General features: G+C 70.8%; 18 protein-coding genes and 1 tRNA gene. 8 read left to right on the top strand and 11 right to left on the bottom strand.

From position 1 onward, the window contains the following. Window positions 1–22: 22 nt before the first annotated feature. Window positions 23–1294 (top strand): MFS transporter, encoded by a 1272-nt coding sequence (locus ACP95_RS07710; protein ID WP_321162998.1) that lies wholly within the window; start codon window positions 23–25, stop codon window positions 1292–1294. Next, window positions 1291–2472, top strand: a complete 1182-nt coding sequence (locus ACP95_RS07705; protein ID WP_049980646.1) for a 3-dehydroquinate synthase II — start codon at window positions 1291–1293, stop codon at window positions 2470–2472. The genes ACP95_RS07710 and ACP95_RS07705 overlap by 4 nt, the downstream gene beginning before the upstream one ends. A 232-nt stretch (window positions 2473–2704) precedes the next feature. Here ACP95_RS07705 and ACP95_RS07700 read toward each other — a convergent pair whose 3' ends face one another. The 4 genes from ACP95_RS07700 to ACP95_RS07685 form a co-directional block, all read right to left on the bottom strand. Then, a complete protein-coding gene (locus tag ACP95_RS07700) occupies window positions 2705–3172 on the bottom strand; it encodes a hypothetical protein (RefSeq protein WP_049980645.1) in 468 nt (155 codons plus the stop codon). A 218-nt stretch (window positions 3173–3390) separates the two neighbouring features. Continuing rightward, a tRNA-Ser gene (locus ACP95_RS07695) sits at window positions 3391–3472 on the bottom strand. 27 nt (window positions 3473–3499) lie between these two features. After that, window positions 3500–3706, bottom strand: coding sequence for a hypothetical protein (locus ACP95_RS07690; RefSeq protein ID WP_049980644.1), 207 nt, complete (start codon window positions 3704–3706; stop codon window positions 3500–3502). Further along, window positions 3703–4083: a Rid family detoxifying hydrolase gene (locus ACP95_RS07685; RefSeq protein WP_049980643.1), complete on the bottom strand. Its 381-nt coding sequence runs from the start codon at window positions 4081–4083 to the stop codon at window positions 3703–3705. The genes ACP95_RS07690 and ACP95_RS07685 overlap by 4 nt, the downstream gene beginning before the upstream one ends. An 87-nt stretch (window positions 4084–4170) precedes the next feature. Here ACP95_RS07685 and ACP95_RS07680 point away from each other — a divergent pair, with 87 nt between their 5' ends. Further along, window positions 4171–5055, top strand: a complete 885-nt coding sequence (locus ACP95_RS07680) for a hypothetical protein (protein ID WP_049980642.1) — start codon at window positions 4171–4173, stop codon at window positions 5053–5055. Here ACP95_RS07680 and ilvA read toward each other — a convergent pair. Next, window positions 5052–6263 (bottom strand): threonine ammonia-lyase, encoded by a 1212-nt coding sequence (gene ilvA / locus ACP95_RS07675; RefSeq protein ID WP_049980641.1) that lies wholly within the window; start codon window positions 6261–6263, stop codon window positions 5052–5054. The genes ACP95_RS07680 and ilvA overlap by 4 nt on opposite strands. Window positions 6264–6506: 243 nt before the next feature. After that, window positions 6507–6938, bottom strand: a complete 432-nt coding sequence (locus ACP95_RS07670; protein ID WP_049980640.1) for a gamma-glutamylcyclotransferase family protein — start codon at window positions 6936–6938, stop codon at window positions 6507–6509. A gap of 100 nt (window positions 6939–7038) precedes the next feature. Between ACP95_RS07670 and ACP95_RS07665 the strand changes: the two genes are divergently transcribed. Beyond that, on the top strand, window positions 7039–8211 hold the full coding sequence (locus ACP95_RS07665; protein WP_049980639.1) for a tRNA (guanine(26)-N(2))-dimethyltransferase: 1173 nt from the start codon (window positions 7039–7041) through the stop codon (window positions 8209–8211). Between the two features lie 66 nt (window positions 8212–8277). Here the strand turns inward: ACP95_RS07665 and ACP95_RS07660 are convergent, their stop codons facing one another. Next, complete coding sequence (locus tag ACP95_RS07660; RefSeq protein ID WP_049980638.1) at window positions 8278–9444, bottom strand: lycopene cyclase domain-containing protein; 1167 nt, start codon at window positions 9442–9444, stop codon at window positions 8278–8280. 99 nt (window positions 9445–9543) lie between these two features. On the opposite strand from ACP95_RS07660, the gene ACP95_RS07655 reads away from it, so the two are divergent. From ACP95_RS07655 to ACP95_RS16460, 3 genes are read left to right on the top strand one after another with little or no spacing between them, the layout of a single operon-like run. Beyond that, window positions 9544–10806 (top strand): YihY/virulence factor BrkB family protein, encoded by a 1263-nt coding sequence (locus ACP95_RS07655; protein ID WP_049980637.1) that lies wholly within the window; start codon window positions 9544–9546, stop codon window positions 10804–10806. Continuing rightward, window positions 10807–11625 carry a phosphatase PAP2 family protein gene (locus tag ACP95_RS07650; protein WP_049980636.1) on the top strand — a complete coding sequence of 273 codons (819 nt, stop codon included), beginning with the start codon at window positions 10807–10809 and terminating at the stop codon, window positions 11623–11625. It abuts the gene before it with no gap. After that, window positions 11571–11705, top strand: a complete 135-nt coding sequence (locus ACP95_RS16460; RefSeq protein ID WP_272913169.1) for a hypothetical protein — start codon at window positions 11571–11573, stop codon at window positions 11703–11705. The genes ACP95_RS07650 and ACP95_RS16460 overlap by 55 nt, the downstream gene beginning before the upstream one ends. On the opposite strand, the gene ACP95_RS07645 is transcribed toward ACP95_RS16460, so the two are convergent. The 3 genes from ACP95_RS07645 to glnA all read right to left on the bottom strand — a co-directional run bounded on the left by ACP95_RS07645 (window position 11694) and on the right by glnA (window position 14115). Next, window positions 11694–12200: a GNAT family N-acetyltransferase gene (locus ACP95_RS07645; RefSeq protein WP_202593799.1), complete on the bottom strand. Its 507-nt coding sequence runs from the start codon at window positions 12198–12200 to the stop codon at window positions 11694–11696. The genes ACP95_RS16460 and ACP95_RS07645 overlap by 12 nt on opposite strands. Before the next feature lie 70 nt (window positions 12201–12270). Beyond that, entirely contained in the window at window positions 12271–12708 is a 438-nt protein-coding gene (locus tag ACP95_RS07640; RefSeq protein ID WP_049980635.1) for a universal stress protein, read from the bottom strand. A gap of 48 nt (window positions 12709–12756) precedes the next feature. Further along, window positions 12757–14115, bottom strand: coding sequence for a type I glutamate--ammonia ligase (glnA, locus tag ACP95_RS07635; RefSeq protein WP_049980634.1), 1359 nt, complete (start codon window positions 14113–14115; stop codon window positions 12757–12759). 125 nt (window positions 14116–14240) lie between these two features. Between glnA and lrp the strand changes: the two genes are divergently transcribed. Continuing rightward, entirely contained in the window at window positions 14241–14708 is a 468-nt protein-coding gene (lrp, locus tag ACP95_RS07630) for an HTH-type transcriptional regulator Lrp (protein ID WP_049980633.1), read from the top strand. Between the two features lie 381 nt (window positions 14709–15089). On the opposite strand, the gene ACP95_RS07625 is transcribed toward lrp, so the two are convergent. Beyond that, a partial coding sequence (locus ACP95_RS07625) for an aminopeptidase (RefSeq protein ID WP_154018493.1) occupies window positions 15090–16117 on the bottom strand: 1028 nt, incomplete at its 5' end.

Raw genomic sequence — 16117 nt, 5'->3', positions numbered from 1 at the left:
CCGCCCGCTGGCAACCACGGGCGTGTCTCGCTCTCGCCTCTTCGGTGCGCTCTGTGGCTACGCCTTCCTCGTGAACTTCTCGCGGGTGGTGATGGCGCCGCTGGTGAGCGTGTTCATCGCCACCTTCGGCGTCGGCGAGGCGACCGCCGGCCTCGCCGCCTCGGCGGCGTGGATCGGCAGCGCACTCCCGCGGATCCCGACCGGCTACCTGCTGACGAAAGTCTCCCGGCTGACGGTCGTGCTCGTGGCGGGAATCGTCCTCGCCGTCGGCGCCGCCTCGGCCGCCGTCGCTGGCACGGTCACGCTGGTCGTGCTCGGCGCCGGGCTGGCCGGGGTCGCCTCCGGCCTCTACTTCGTCACCGGCAACACGCTGGTCAGCGAGCTGTTCCCCGCCCGCGTCGGGCGGATGATCGGCATCCACGGCACCGCCAACCAGGTCGCCGCCGCCGTCGCCGCGCCCGTGGTGACCCTCGCGGTCGGCGCGACCGTCGACTGGACGCCGGTGCTGGTCGCGCTGAACCTCCCCGTCGACCAGCCCTGGCGACTGGTGTTCGTCGCGCTCGCGATCGCCGGGCTGGCGACGACTGTCGTAACGTTCGTCGTCTCCCGCGGCGTCGACCTCCCCGACGCCGGTGCCGAGGACCGCGACTTCGTCGGCGCGGCCCGCAACGAGTGGCGGACGATCCTCTTCGGGGTCGCCGTGATGGGGATACTCGGCTTCGCGTGGCAGGGCGTGTTCAACTTCTACCAGCTGTTCATGGAGTCCCGCGGCGTCCCCGCCGGGGTCGCCCGGAACGCGCTGACGCTCGTGTTCGTCGCCGGCATCCCGGCGTTCACGGTGAGCGGCTGGCTGGCCGACCGACTCCCGCGGACGCCGTACCTGCTCGGGCTGGCCGCGACGTTCGTCGTGCTCGTGTTCGCGCTCACGCTCGCGCCGGGGACGGCGGCGCTGCTCGCGGTGTCGGTCGCGCTGGGGTACACGGTGCACAGCATCTACCCCGCTATCGACACGCTGCTGCTGGGCTCGTTCCCGGACCACAACCGCGCCAGCGCCTACGCGGTGTACAGCGGCGCGATGATGCTCGCCCAGGCGCCGGCTCGTGGTTCGTCGGCACGCTGGCGGAGGCGGGCGTCCCCTACGTCGCGACGTTCCGCGGCCTCGCGGCCGCCGTCGGCGTCGTCATCGCCGCGCTGGTCGTGCTCCAGCGCGCGGACCGCCTGCCGAACTGATCCCGCACTCGTTCTGCAGCATCCGCCACGTTCAAGCCGCGTGCCGGAGAGTACCCGGACATGACTCGTTCCGTCTGGCTGAAAGCCGACGACGCGGTCGGCGACTGGGAGGCGCGAAAGCAGCGGATCACCGCCGGGCTCGAGGCCGGGGTGGACTGGGTGCTGGTCGACGAGGCCGACGTGGGCCGCGTCCGCGAACTGGGCAGCGTCAACGTCGCCGCGTTCAAGGACGCCGGCGAGTACGAGGAGGAGATCGTTGACGCCAGCCGCGACACCGAGCCCGACATCTACGTCGTCGGGAAGGAGGGCGAGGGCGACGGCACGGTCGACCTCCCCTCCGACTTCTCCGGGTCGGCGGACCTGACGACGCTGCGGCGCTCGGACGACCGCGCCCAGGGCTCGTACGTCCGCGTGTTCGACGAGGACTACGAGGGGTTCGCGGAGGAGGCCGCCCGCGACGCCGAGTACACGATCGTGGTCGCCGACGACTGGCAGGTGATCCCGCTGGAGAACCTGATCGCCCGCGTGGGCGAGGAGACGAACCTCGTCGCCGGCGTGAGCGACGCCGACGAGGCGGCGACCGCGTTCGAGACGCTCGAGATCGGCGTCGACGACGTGCTGCTCGACAGCGACGACCCGGACGTGATCCGCGAGACGGTCGAGGTCCGGGACCGCAGCGAGAGCGAGCGGCTCGACCTGCGCTACGCCGAGGTCCAGCAGGTCGAGGAGACCGGCGGCGCCGACCGCGTCTGCATCGACACGGGGTCGCTGCTCGAGGACGACGAGGGGATGCTCGTCGGCTCGCTCTCGCGGGGACTGTTCTTCGTCCACGGCGAGACCGCCGACTCGCCGTACGTCGCCTCCCGGCCGTTCCGCGTGAACGCCGGCGCGGTCCACGCCTACGTCCGGACGCCCGAGGGCGAGACGAAGTACCTCGCCGAGCTCCAGTCGGGCGACCGCGTCCAGATCGCCGACACTGCGGGCCACACCCGCGAGGCGATCGTCGGCCGCGTGAAGATCGAGAAGCGCCCGATGTTTCGGGTGCAGGCCGAGGTCGAGACCGACGACGGCCCGGACGTGGTGGAGACGCTGCTGCAGAACGCCGAGACGGTGAAGGTGTCGACGAAGGAGGGCCGCAAGGCCGTGACGGATCTGGAAGCCGGCGACGAGGTGCTGCTGTACTACGAGGCGGGCGGGCGACACTTCGGCGAGAAGATCGAGGAGAGCATCATCGAAAAGTAGGTTCGGTCGTTTTCGGTTGTCGGTTTTTCTCGGCTCGTCGGTCGTTCGCTGGAGTGTGTGGTTGAAGTAGTGCTCTCGTTCCCGCGCGACAGCGGCTCGTTCGTCGGCCACTTGCGACCGCAGTGCGCCGGACACGGGGTCCGGCGCAGCTTGGCGGCCCCACTCCTCCCCGCAGCCTCGCGACCTCGGCGAGGCTGCGCTTCCACCGCACCGATTGAGAACCCGGCGCCGATCAGCCCGCCACCGTCGCGTTCGACGGCCGGCCGCAGTAGTCGTACAGGTCGTCGTTCCAGTGAGCGATCGCCGGCCCCTCGAGCTCTCCGTCGCGGATGTCGGCGCCGACGCTGTAACACGCCGGCAGCGATCGGTCGTCGAGGTCGTACCGGACGCCGTCGGTGCCGTCGTCGACGCGGATCAGCACGGTGTAGGAGCGCGTCGTGTTGGCGATGGCCGGCGGCGCGACCCGCGCGGTGTCGACGGCGTGTTCGGTCCGCGCGGAGAGGTTCCGCGTCGTCCAGTGGACGACCGTCTCGTCGTGCAGTACCACGATGTCCACCGTGTGCGGGACGTCGTCCTGGTTCGTCACGTACACGTCGCGGAGGACCGAGGGCTCGTCGGGCGTCGGCGTCGACGCCGGCCCGGCACAGCCGGCGAGCAGGACGAGCACCGAGAGGAGGGCGATCAGGCGGGGGCGGGACACGGGCGTCGGTCGCTCGCCCTCCCTGAAAAAGGTCGGCGGGGCGAGCGCTGTTCGCTCACGTTGACCGCGGAAAACGCCAGGACTGGGATTTGAACCGATTGCGAGACGTTCCGGTCGCCTCGTTTCACTCGGCGACGGGCTGCGACTCGCGTGTTCAAATCCGACTACCGTTCGTCGACGCCAGCGCTCGCTTCGCTCGCGGTTGGCGTCGACAGAAGCGCCAGGACTGGGATTTGAACCCAGAATCCCGGAAGGGAACACGCTTTCCAGGCGTGCGCCTTACCGTTCGGCCATCCTGGCTCGGCCGAATCTACCGCCCTGTGCGGGTTAAGTCCTTCCTTTCGTTCGCAGTCGGTGCTCAGTCGCGTACGCGACGCCGGCCGTCAGCAGCCCGACGCCGACCGCGATAGCGCCGACGACCGGGATCGACGCCGGGAACGGGCCGACCACGAGCTGGTACCCCTGCACCGCCACGAGGAAGGCGAGCAGGCCGACTACGCCCCACAGCAGCGCCGACTTGACGCGGGGCCTCACTCGACGCTGACGACCGCCTCGATCTCGACGCCGGCGCCCTTCGGGAGGCCACCGGCCTCGACGGCGCTGCGGGCCGGCGGCTCGTCGTCGAAGAAGCTCGCGTACGTCTCGTTCATCTCCTCGAAGTCGTCGATATCCGCCAGGAACACCGTCGTCTTCAGCACGTCGTCCATCGACGCGCCGGCCTCCTCGACGATCGCCTGGAGGTTCGAGAGCGACTGCTCGGCCTGCGTCGCGATGTCCTCGTCGTCCAGCAGTTCGCCGTCGGGGGTCAGCGGGATCTGGCCCGCCGTGAACATGAGCTCGCCGTTGGTCGTCGCCTGGCTGTACGCGCCCACCGCCTCGGGGGCGTCGTCGGTGTGGATCGTCTCCTTCATGGCCGGGAGTGGCGGCGGCGGCCTCTTAATTCCTACCGACCCGTCGCGGGGCGACGCTTCAAGTACGATGCCGCGCCAACGCCGACTGTGACCCGAACGCCCGACCGCGCCCGCCGCGCCGTGGCGGGCGTCGTCGTCGCCGTGCTCGCCCTCCTCGCCGTCGCGCTCCGGCGCGCGCGGGAACGGGCCCGCGACGTGCCGCTCTCCCCGATCACCGCGGGCTGGCACGTCGGCCCGGAGTTCGTCGAGCGCGCGGGGCTGGCCACCGGCGACGAGCCCCTCGGCGAGATCGACGACGTGGCCCAGTTCGCGGGCGAGGCGTTCGACCCCGACCGCCTCGACCCGGAGATCCGGCGGTTCTACGAGCGGACCGGCGAGTACGGGATGCGCTACCGGGCGCGCTGGCACCGACCGTTCCGTACCGGCGCCGCGCTGGCGAGCCTGCTCACGAGCCGGATCGAACAGCTCAACCTCCCGGGGCCGGGCGACGAGTCGTGGCACCGGCTGGAGAGCCGGTTTCTGGACATCGCGGAGCCCGGCGCCGTCGCAGTCGGCGCCGACCCGACCGAACCGGCCCGCGAGGACGTGCGGTCGTGGGTCCGCACCGACCCCAAGACGGGGGAGGCGGTGTTCGTCGCGCTGTACGCCACCCACCACCGCGACGGCGAGGGGTTCGTGAACATCGCCGTCCCGATCCCGGGCGGCGGCGTCGACACCGTGTTGCGACCGGAGAACCTCGCGCTCGGCGGCGAGCGAGAAGGCGGGACGGGGATCCGGCTCACCACCGACCCGCCGGGCGACCCGGGGCTCTACCTCCGGACGCCGGCGGGTGCGTTCGCGGTGCCGGGCGGCCAGCGCTTCGAAGTGTGGCCCGCTGCGGACGGCGACGACGGCCGGCTCCGCGCCACCCACGAGATGTGGCTGCTGGGGCGGACGTTCCTGACCGTCGAGTACGAGATCGAGCGCGCCTAGACGAGCGTCTCGACCTCGTAGCCGTGGGCCTCCAGCGCGGCGAGCAGCTCGTCGACGTGGTCGTGGCCGTGGGTCTCGAGGTCGATCACCACGTCCGCGGCGTTCATCGCCACGTCGCGGGAGGTGCGGTCGTGCTGGATGCCGTAGATGTTCGCGTTGTGGTCGGCGATGATCTCGACGAGGCGCTCCAGCGAGCCGGGGTTGTCCTTGAGCTCCGTCCGGATCTTGATGTACCGTCCCATCTGGACTAGCCCGCGGACGACGACCGTGGTGAGGTCGTTGAGGTCGATGTTGCCGCCACAGAGCGCCGGGACGATCGTCTCCTCGTCCTCGTAGTCGAACGCCTCCGCGAGCACCGCCGCCATCGCCACCGCGCCGGCGCCCTCGACTAGCGTCTTCGAGCGCTCGAGCAGGTACGTCAGCGCCAGCGCGATCTCGTTGTCCGAGACGGTCACCACCTCGTCGACGCGCTCCCGGATGATCTCCCAGGGCTTCTCGCCGACCGAGCGCGTGGCGATCCCGTCGGCGATCGTGTCGACGGACTCGATCTCCTGCCGGGCGCCTTTCTCCAGCGACTGGGCGACGCTCGAAGCGCCCTCGGCCTGGACGCCGACCACGCGCACGTCGTCGAGCGTCTCCTTCAGCGCCGTCGCGATCCCCGAGATCAGCCCGCCGCCGCCGATGGGGACGACGACCGTCTCCACCTCGGGGCACTGCTCGGCGATCTCCAGCCCGATCGTCCCCTGGCCCGCCATCACGTACTCGTCGTCGAACGCGTGGACGTACGTCCGGCCCTCCGCCGCCTCGATCTCGTGGGCGCGGTCCTGGGCGTCGTTGTAGTCGTCGCCGGCGAGGATCACCCGCCCGCCGTACCCCTCGGTCGCCTCGACTTTCGCGATCGGCGCGTGCTCGGGCATGACGATCGTGGCGTCGACGCCCGCCCGGGTCGCCGCGAGCGCGACGCCCTGGGCGTGGTTGCCGGCGCTGGCGGTGATCACGCCCGCGTCTTTTTCGGCCTCCGAGAGCGTCGCGATGCGGTTGGTCGCGCCGCGGATCTTGAACGAGCCGGTGCGCTGGAACGTCTCCAGCTTCGGGCGCACGTCGGCGCCGGTCATCCGCGAGAAGCTGTGGGAGTACTCCAGCGGCGTGACCCGGGCGACCTCGGTCACGCGGTCGCGGGCCGCCTCCACGTCGGCGAGAGAGAGCATACCCACGACGGTTCCGCGGCTATCGCTAAGGAGTTTCGGTGGCCGAAGGGGGAAAGGGGGGAAAGGGGGAAACGCACGCGTCACACTGCGTGCACTCACCCGTTGGGCGTCCCCGGGGATAAGGCTACCCCGACCGCAGTGAAAGTGAAAATGCGACGCACGACCGCCCGAGACACCGAATTCGGTACGTGAAACCCGACTGTCACCAACCGTCGACGCCGCCGGTCGGAGTCGCGGCGGCGCTCACTGCGGCCGGACACACACGTCGCGATCGCGCAGGTACGCCCGAACGCGGTCGGCGAACCCCGCGTCGTCGCCGGCCCCGGGCCACGTCACCTCGTCGTCGACGCCGAGTCGTCCCGGGTCGCCGACGTACACCGCCGCCGTCGCGTCGAGTCCGCCCGCGCGGCCGCCGTCGCAGGACTCGGCTGTGTCGATCGGCACCGGAACCCGGACGTAGAGCCCCTCGTTCACCCCCTCGTAGGCGTCGAGCGCCCCCACGTCGTCGGTTCGGAGGAGCCGCCCGCCGGTCTCGCCGCCGGGCGCGAGCGTGGGGTACTCGCCCTGCACGGGGTGGAGCCCCGACAGCACCGCCGCGCCGAGGAAGGCGAAGGAGTCGACGACGGCGCCGACCCGTTCGGGCTCGGTCAGGGTGCCGTAGACGAACACGTCCATGCGACCGATTGGCACTCGACGGGGAAAGCGCCGTCGGCCGTCCGACGCCGGGGACCACCCGAACGCAACCGCTTTCCGCGACGCCCGACCAGGGTCGGCCATGCGCGTCAGCGAGGGCGACGTGGACGTCGAGGCGCCCGACCCACGGGACGGCAGCAGCGAGGGCGCCGGCGACGCCGTGTTCTTCAACCCCGAGATGGAGCTGAACCGCGACCTCACCGTGGCGGTGCTCCGGGCGTACGAGAGCCGCGTCGACGGCAGTGCGAACGTCGGCGCCGAGTCCCCGGCGGACCGCACGCTCTCCTACCTCGACGCGATGACCGCCACCGGCGTCCGCGCGGCCCGCGCCGCCGAGGCGGGCTACGACGTGACCGCCGCCGACGTGGACCCCGAAGCGGTCGAACTCGCTCGCGAGAACCTCGCGCTGAACGACCTGCCCGGCGAGGCCGTCGAGTCCGACGCCAACGTGCTCATGCACTCCGAGCGCTTCGACGTGGTCGACCTCGACCCGTTCGGGACGCCGATGCCGTTCGCCGACGCCGCCGTCGCCGGCACCAGAAAGCTGCTCTGTGTCACCGCGACCGACACCGCGCCGCTCTGTGGCGCCCACTTCGACTCCGGCGTCCGGACGTACGACACCGTCCCGCGGAACACGGATTTCCACCGCGAGATGGGGCTTCGCGTGCTGATCGGCGCACTCTCCCGCGTCGCCGCCCGCCGGGACGTGGCGGTCGAGCCGATCTGCTCGCACGCGACCCGCCACTACGCCCGGACGTACCTCGAACTCACCCACAAGGCCACCGCGGCGGACAAGGCGCTCCAGTGGCTCGGGTTCGTCCACCACTGCGAGGACTGCCTCTACCGCGAACACGAGTTCGGCCGGATCGCCCACCCCCCGGAGGACTGCCCGAACTGCGGCTCCGCGCGCAGTTCGACCGCGGGGCCGATCTGGCTCGGTCCGATCGTCGACCGCGAGTTCGTCGACGCCGTCGCCGACGAGGTGACGCCGAACATGGGCGAGTGGAAGCGCGTGAGTCGCCTGCTCGACACGCTCGCGGTCGAACTCGACACGCCGACCCACTACGACCAGCACCGCCTCTGCAAGCAATGGGGCGCGCCCGCGAACAAGCTGGAGACGTTCCTCGACGACCTCCGGGACGCCGGCTACGAGGCGAGCCCGGCGCACTACGGGGGGACCTGCTTCAAGACGGACGCGGACGTGAGCGAGATCAGGGAAGCGGCGGAGCCAGCCGCGGCGAGCGACCGGGAGTGACGGCGGTCACGACCGCGGAGCCGTCGCCGCGGCTGTGTGGAACCAACTCCGGACACCGAGTCGTCCTCACTCCGCCCGCGGGTTGACGGTCTCGTGGATGCCCAGCACCACCGCCGGCACCACGAGCATGAAGATGTGCTCCTCTAGTGGGATCCCCAGCAGTTCGATCCCGGTCCGCATCGGGATCGCGAACACGCCGACCTCCAGCGTGTACCAGTCCCAGACGTACGCGACGGGGTACAGCGCCGGGATCGTTCTGGCGGCCCGGCGGAGCGCGCCGTCGCCGGCCCGGTACAGCAGCGCGAGCGCCACCGCGCCGAACACGACCTCCGTCGCGAGGTAGGTGTACGGGCCGAGGACGGTGATGTCCGGCAGCGGGACGCCCGCCAGCGGCTCGAAGAACACCGCCACGAGCAGCGCCGCGAGGAACAGGTACGCCCCGCGAACGAGCAGCATCGTCGCCGTCGTGGGGTCGCGACGGACCGCCACGGCGGCGACGGCGCCGAAGACGAGGCTGGCGGCGGGCGCGCTCGGCGGCATCACGCCGGTGATCGCGAGCGGAACCACCGCGAACAGCCCCGCTGCGAGCAGACCGACCGCGAGCGAGCGGGACCTGGCCGGGCCGAGCACGACCGCGACGGTCCGCTTCTCGATCGACCGGTCGTAGTCGTAATCCTGCGAGTCGTCGATGATCTTCACCCCAGCGAGGACGGTTACGAGCACGGCCGCGAGCGCGAGCGGTCGCGTCGCGAGCCCGCCGGTCTGGGCGGCGTAGCCGGTGAGCAGACAGAGCCCGATCCCGACCGGGTAGCCCAGCGTCGTCGTCAAGGGGTTGGTGTCGAACTGCGGCGCGTGGAGGTAGCCGATCGCCCACATCGGCGCCGCCAGCGCGGCGGCCAGGGGGTCGGCGAGGACGGCGAGCCCGGCGAGACAGGCGAGGAAGCCGCCGGTCGCCGCGGCGAGTCCGAGCCGGCAGCCGCGCACCGTCAGCGGGTGGTCGTCGTCCTCGCCGCGGCGGTGGAAGTCGACGTAGCCGTCCTTCACGTGGGCGGTGTAGACGGCGAAGAAGGCGGCGCCGGCGGCGACAAGCGCGACCCGAGGGTCGAACGCCCCGGCCAGCGCGGCGCCGAACAGCGCCGTCGCGACCGGCGGGAGCATGAACACCGGATGCACCTGCGACGCGTACGCGCTGGCGAGGGCGGCGGGGCCGCTCCCGTGGCGGGCGATGGCCATGTGGTGTGTTGGGTAGGAACACCAATAAGTGACGCGACAGGTGGGGTGCGAGGCCGCCCCGCCACGGGGTTCTTGTAACGCGCTCGCCTACCCCCTGTCGTGCAATCACGCCTCCGGAGCGCCCTCGAGACGACCAAGCGCGTCGGCGTCGTCGCGAAGGAGCAGGAGCTCACGTTCCTCGCGGCGGCGGTGGCGTACTACGCGTTCGTCTCGCTGATCCCCGCGGCGGTGCTGGCGCTGATCGTCGCCACCGTCGTCGGCGGCGAGCAGCTGGCGACCGTCCTGCTCGAGTCGACCAGCCAGTTCCTCACCCCGAGCGGGCAGGAGGTTCTCACAACCGCGCTCACCGCGAGCGACGGGCGGGGGAGCGCGACCGTCCTGGGGCTGGCGTTCCTGCTCTGGGGGACGCTCAAAGTGTTCCGCGCGCTCGACACCGCCTTCGCCGCGGTGTACGGCACCGAACACGAGAACACGGCGCTCGATCAGGTGATCGACTCGGTGGTCGTCGTCGTCGGCATCGGCGCCTCGATGACGCTGATGGTCGCGCTGGCCGGCGCGTTCGCGGCGTTCGATCTCGGTGCCGTCGTCGAGGCGCTGGGCGTGCTCTCGCTGCCGATCCTGCTGACCGCCGCCTTCCTCCCGCTGTTCTACCGGTTCCCCGACACTTCAGTCACCGTCCGGGAGGTGCTCCCCGGCACCGTCGTCGCCGCCGTGGTCTGGACGGCGATGCAGGCGGGGTTCCAGCTGTACGCGAGCGTCGCCAGCACCTCCGCCTACGGCATCGTCGGCGGGGTGATCCTGCTGGTGACGTGGCTCTACCTCGCCGGCGCCGCCGTGATCCTCGGCGCCGTGGTCAACGTCGTGCTCGCCGAGAATCGTGTTCCGGGCGCCGACGACGCCCCGGGCGTGGGGTTGTCCGACGCCGCGGCGACTGCCGACCGGCAGTTCCAAGGGCACCGCGAGCCAGCCTCGGTGTACATGGCAGAGCGCGAACCCCGCGGCGCGCCCGACGTCGCCGACCTCGCGGAGGAAGTCGAGGAGCTCCGGTCCGAGCTCGACGGCTTCGAGGAGGACGTTGAAGAGCGGACCGTCGACCGGCCGCAGCTGGAGGCCGACCTGAAGGCGTACGTCCGCACCCGGATGCGCCAGGGGAAAGCCACCGGCTGGGGGCCGTATCTCGTCCTCCTGTACGGCACCGTGCTGAGCCTCGGCGCGTTCTACTGGCTCGACGGCTGGCCGGCCGTGGCGGCGATGCTGATCACGTTCACCTCCACGCTCGGCCTCTACGTGCTGTTCGTCCTGTTCGGCGGCGTCATCGGCGCCGTCAGAACCGCCGGCGGCGTCGCGGAGCGACTCAGGTAGATGCACGGGTGGGGGATCACGGAGGCGCTCGCGGGCCTCCCCGACTGGGTCGCGCTGCTGTTCGCGATCCTCACACAGCTCGCCGACGCGTGGTTCGTGTTCGGCGGCCTCGCGCTGCTGTACCTGCTCGGCGACGGTCGGCTGGCGTCCGAGCCGCGGCGGGCTGGCGCGACGATGATCGCGCTGGCGATCTGTGCGCTCGCGGCGACGGTCGCGCTCAAAACGTTCTTCGGCGTCCACCGCCCCGCCGGCGCGGGGACGGCGACGCCGCCGGCGTGGCTCCCGGCGCTGTTCGACGGCGTCTACGGGAGCATCGCCACCGGCGACGGGTTCGGCTTCCCCAGCGGCCACGCCACCTCGAGCACCATCGTCTACGGCGGGCTCGCCCTCTACCTCGACCGGCTCTGGACCCGCCGGAAGCGGCTCCTCGCCGCCGCGAGCGTCGTCGGCGTCGTCGCGCTCTCGCGGCTCGTCATCGGCGTCCACCACCTCCCGGACGTGCTCGCGGGGATCGTCGCCGGCAGCGCGGTGCTGCTCGCGGTCGCCCGCGTCGCCGGGACCCGGCCCGACCGGGCGTTCACCGCCGCCGCGGTGTTGGGGGTCGCGGCGCTCGCCGCGGCGCTCGTGTTCGCGCCGGCCCACCCCGACGAGGCGCTGAAAGCCGCCATCGCCCTCGGCGCCGGCGCGGCGCCGCCGTCGTGTGGCGCCGGGAAGGGACGGAGCTCCCACCGCTCCCGATCCGGATCGCGATCCCGGGCGCGGCGGTGCTGGGCGCCGCGTGGGGCGGGATCTACGTCGGCGACCTGCCGCTGCCGCTGACGGCGCTGGGGTCGGCGCTGGCGGTCGGCGCGGTGATCTGGCTGCCGGCGCTGGCCGACCGGCGCGCGCTACTCGAGTGATTTCTCCATGACGACCTCGTCGTAGTCGCGGACGGAGAGCGGGTAGTCGCCCATCACCTCGTAGCCGTGGGCGTGGTAGAACTCGGGCAGGAACGGGTGTTCGTCGGGGGTGGTGAGCCAGACGGCCGCGTAGCCCGCCTCCCGCGCGGCGCGCTCGGCGCGTTCGAGCAGCCGGCTGCCGACGCCCTCGCCCTTCCAGCGCTCGCGGACCCCGAGGCGGCTGAGCTTCACGGTCGCGTCGGCGCCGGCGGCTCGCCGGACGGGGCTCTCGGCGGCGTCGACGTGTTCGAGGCGGACGCCGCCGATCAGCTCCCCGTCGCTCTCGGCGACGAACACGCGGTCCTCGCGGATCCACTCGGCGACCTGCTCGGCGGTCGCGGCGCCGGCCGTCGCGGGGAAGCCGAGCTCGCGGTTCGCCCGGTAGGCGTCTCGGTAGGCCGCCGCCAGCGCGGCGGCGTCGTCGCCGGTCGCCTCCCGGAGCGTCACGTCGCCCATACGGCCGTGTTGGCGCCCCAGCGTCGTGAAACCACCGCCGCCGCGGCGTCGGCGGCGCCGATCGTCGGCGCTAGCCGGTGTGGCGGACGATCAGCACGTCGTACGTCTGGTCGGCGGCGACGTTGCCGCCGACGCTGCTCAGCGCCGTCACCAGCCGGCCCGCGTTGTCGCTCCCGACGAACACGATCGACGCCTCGACGCGCCGGGCCGTCCGGCGGATCTCGCGGGCGATCGTGCCCGCCCGGGCCGCCCGCGGCACGCGCTCGTAGCGGAACGTAGCGTCGGGCGCGAGCGCCTCGACCTGGTCGCGCAGCCGCGAGACGATCGTCTCAGTGTCGAACGACTCGCCCGCCTCGAGCCAGCCCCGATCGCGGGCGTACCCGTCGTTCCCCTGCGGGACGACCGCGATCGCGACCACCGGCTGCTCGAACACCTCGCCGAACTCCACCGCGCGGGCCAGCGCGGCCTCGGCGAGCGCCGAGCCGTCGAACGGGACGAGTAGCGTCACGAGTGGCTCACGGTCGGCAGCGGGCAAAAAGGGTCGTGGTCGGGGCGCTCAGAACTTCTCGAGGTAGCGGTCGATCTCCCAGTCGGAGACGTCGACGCGGTACTCGTCGTACTCGGCCTGCTTGGCTTTCAGGAACTTCTCGGCGACGTGGTCGCCGAGCGCGTCGAGCACGAGCTCGTCGTCCTCCAGCGCCTCGACGGCCTCGCCGAGGTTGGCGGGGAGCGTAGTGATGCCGTACTCCTCGCGTTTGGCCTCGTCGAACTCGTAGATGTTCTCGCGGACCGGGTCGTCACACTCCATCTCCTGCTCGATCCCGTCGAGGCCGGCGTGGATCAGCACCGCCAGCGCGAGGTAGGGGTTACACGACGGATCCGGGAAGCGCGCCTCGATGCGGGAGGCCGCGGGCACGCGCGCCGCGGGCTTGCGGATCAGCGCCGAGCGGTTGCGGTCGGACCACGCGACGTAGACGGGGGCCTCGTACCCCGGCACGAGGCGCTTGTAGCTGTTCACGGTGGGGTTGGTGACCGCGGCGAGGGCCTCGGCGTGTTCGAGGACGCCGGCGGTGAACTGCTTCGCCGCCTCGCTCAGGTCGAACTCGTCGTCGCCGTCGTGGAACGCGTTCTCGCCGTCGTCGGTGAACAGCGAGATGTGGGTGTGCATCCCCGAGCCGTTGATCTTCGGGATCGGTTTGGGCATGAACGTCGCGTGGAGGTCGTGCTGGGCGGCGATCGCGCGGACGACCGTGCGGAACGTCGCGACGTTGTCGGCGGTCGTGAGCGCGTCGTCGTACTCGAAGTTGATCTCGTGCTGGCCCTCGGCGACCTCGTGGTGGGACGCCTCGATGTCGAACCCCATCTCCTCGAGCCCGAAGATGATGTCCCGGCGCACGTCGGAGGCGAGATCCTTCGGCGCGAGGTCGAAGTAGCCGCCGGCGTCGTTCGTCTTCGTCGTCGCCCTCCCCTCCTCGTCCTCCTCGAACAGGAAGAACTCCGGCTCGGGCGCGGCGTTGACGGTGTACCCCATCTCTTCGGCGCGGGTGAGAGCGGACTTCAGCACGTGGCGGGGGTCGCCCTCGAACGGCTCGCCCGTCGACGTGTTGATCACGTCACAGATGAGTCGCGCGGAGGTGTCGCGCCACGGCAGCACCGAGAACGTGCTCGCGTCGGGCTTGAGGCGCATGTCCGACTCCTGGATGCGCACGAACCCCTCGATCGAGGAGCCGTCGAAGTAGATCCCCTCCGTGAACGCCTTCTCGGCCTGGTCGGCCGGCACGGCGACGTTTTTCACCGTGCCCAGGATGTCGGTGAACTGGAGTCGCAGGAAGTCGATCCCCTCGCGGTCGATGCGTTCGAGAACGTCGCGTTCCTCGTCGGTGAGTCCGCCGTCCGGAGCTGGTTCGTCCGTCATGCTCTACCGGGGTCGAGAGGCTGATACTACAAGAATATTCCCCTCTTAACGTGTATCTGCCGAGACCGGATTCGGAAAACTGGATGTTCGTAAAGTTCTTGGCGCCCCGCCCCGAGCGAACTACCATGACGTACGAAAACCTCGATGCGCGCCTGATCAACTCCCTGCTGGGCAACGGTCGAGCGAGTCTCCGGAGCCTGGGCGAGGAGCTCGACGTGTCGGTGACGACGGTGTCGAACCACCTGCAGGATCTGGAGGACGACGGCGTGATCGAGGGGTACAGCCCCGACGTGAACTACCAGGAGCTGGGGTACGACGTGACGGCGATCCTCCACCTGAAAGTCGAGGGCGCGGCGCTGCCGGAGATCACCGACCGCCTCGCCGACCTCCGCGGGATGGTGTCGGTGTACGAGGTCACCGGCGACCACGACGTCGTCGCCGTCGGGAAGTTCGAGGACACGGACGAGATGAACGAGCGGATCAAGCGGGTGCTGACCGACGAGGACATCCGGGAGTCGAACACGTCGGTCGTGCTGAACGCGGTCGTCGAGAACCAGCAGTTCGAGCTGGCCGTCGACGAGGACGAACAGTAGGGAGAACGCGGTGTTCTGGTGGTCAGCGACTCGTTCGACGAGGGAACTGTCGTCGTGAGTGTGAACGTCACCGCGGAGTAAGCTAGGACTCTGGGGACCGCACCGCGGCCACAGCCTCCCCAGCCGACTCCTTCCTTCACTGCGTTCAGTCAGTCGTCCCTCGCACGCTCGTTCGCGCCGTCGCGCTCACGTCGCGCGCCACGGTGCAGTTGCGGTGGACGCCTCGCGCTCGCACTGACGCGAGCGCGGGGGAGGAGTGGGGACTGGAAACAGCGGTCACAAGTTGCCAACGAACGAGATGCTGATGCGGTCGCTGTCCGAGGCAAACACCGAAACTTCACGGCGATATCGCCCTCCAACAGAAACCACACGACGGCCGGATTACTCGAAGATGAACTCCCCGTCCTCCTGCACGACCTCGCCGTCGACCTCGATCACCGAGTCCTCGCTCATGTTGAGGATCATGTCGACGTGCTCGGCGCTGTCGTTGACCTCGTTCCCCTCGCCGACGCACATGGGGTAGGCGCTGCCGACGGCCATGTGGACCGTCTCGCCCATCTTCTCGTCGAACAGCATGTTGTAGGTGAACTGGTCGATGGCGTCGTTCATCCCGATCCCCAGCTCGCCGAGGTAGCGCGCCTCCTCGTCGGTGTCGAACACGCCCTGGAGCACGTCCTCGTTGCGCTCGGCGGAGAACTCGGTCACTTTGCCGTTCTCGAACGTCAGCCGGACGCCCTCGACCTCGCGGCCCTGGCGGTACAGCGGCATGTCGAAGTGGACCTCGCCCTCGACGCTGTGTTTGACCGGCGCGGTGAACACCTCGCCGCCGGGGAGGTTCGCCTCCCCGTAGTCGTTCTCGGCGGTGTTCCCCTCGATCGACATCGTCACGTCGGTCTCCTCGCCCGCGCGGATGCGCACCTCGCTGGCGTCGTCGAGGATCTCGACGAGGTTCGCCTGGAACTCCCGCTGGGCCTCCCAGTCGAGGCTCACGGCGTCGTAGACGAACTCCTCGTACGCCTCGGTGCTCATGCCCGCAAGCTGGGCGAAGCCCGGGCTGGGGTACTGCGTGAGACACCACGTGGTGTCGAGTCGCGCCTTCTTCACGGGGTCGTGGGCGCGGTTGTACGCGGCCGTGGTCTCGGGGTCCACGTCGGCCATCTCGCTGGGGTTCGGGCCGCTGCGGGCGATGATGGTGGCGTCGGCGTTCTCGTACATCGCGAGCTCGTGGTCGGGCGTGTCGAACTCGTCGCTGTTGCGGAGGAACGCGCGGTCGGCGCGCTCGGAGTAGGTGAGCAGCAGGGGGTTGGCGCCCTTCTCGCCCAGCAGCTCGTGGAGGGCGACGGCGAGGTCCTCGGCGTCGCCGGGGAGGTAGACGATCACGTCGTCGCCGGCGTCGATGCCGGTGGAGT

Source organism: Halolamina rubra (assembly GCF_000739555.1).
Classification (GTDB): domain Archaea; phylum Halobacteriota; class Halobacteria; order Halobacteriales; family Haloferacaceae; genus Halolamina; species Halolamina rubra.
The sequence above is the reverse complement of the archived record's forward strand: the minus strand, read 5'-3'. Positions and strand labels throughout refer to the sequence as shown.

Excerpts from the sequence above, each read along its gene's own strand:
- ACP95_RS07650 (WP_049980636.1), top strand. The coding sequence starts at position 10,807 with ATGCACGGGTGGGGGATCACGGAGGCGCTCGCGGGCCTCCCCGACTGG.
- ACP95_RS07670 (WP_049980640.1), bottom strand. The coding sequence starts at position 6,938 with ATGGACGTGTTCGTCTACGGCACCCTGACCGAGCCCGAACGGGTCGGC.
- lrp (WP_049980633.1), top strand. The coding sequence starts at position 14,241 with ATGACGTACGAAAACCTCGATGCGCGCCTGATCAACTCCCTGCTGGGC.
- ilvA (WP_049980641.1), bottom strand. The coding sequence starts at position 6,263 with ATGCTCTCTCTCGCCGACGTGGAGGCGGCCCGCGACCGCGTGACCGAG.
- ACP95_RS07685 (WP_049980643.1), bottom strand. The coding sequence starts at position 4,083 with ATGAAGGAGACGATCCACACCGACGACGCCCCCGAGGCGGTGGGCGCG.
- ACP95_RS07660 (WP_049980638.1), bottom strand. The coding sequence starts at position 9,444 with ATGGCCATCGCCCGCCACGGGAGCGGCCCCGCCGCCCTCGCCAGCGCG.
- ACP95_RS07665 (WP_049980639.1), top strand. The coding sequence starts at position 7,039 with ATGCGCGTCAGCGAGGGCGACGTGGACGTCGAGGCGCCCGACCCACGG.
- ACP95_RS07705 (WP_049980646.1), top strand. The coding sequence starts at position 1,291 with ATGACTCGTTCCGTCTGGCTGAAAGCCGACGACGCGGTCGGCGACTGG.
- glnA (WP_049980634.1), bottom strand. The coding sequence starts at position 14,115 with ATGACGGACGAACCAGCTCCGGACGGCGGACTCACCGACGAGGAACGC.
- ACP95_RS07645 (WP_202593799.1), bottom strand. The coding sequence starts at position 12,200 with ATGGGCGACGTGACGCTCCGGGAGGCGACCGGCGACGACGCCGCCGCG.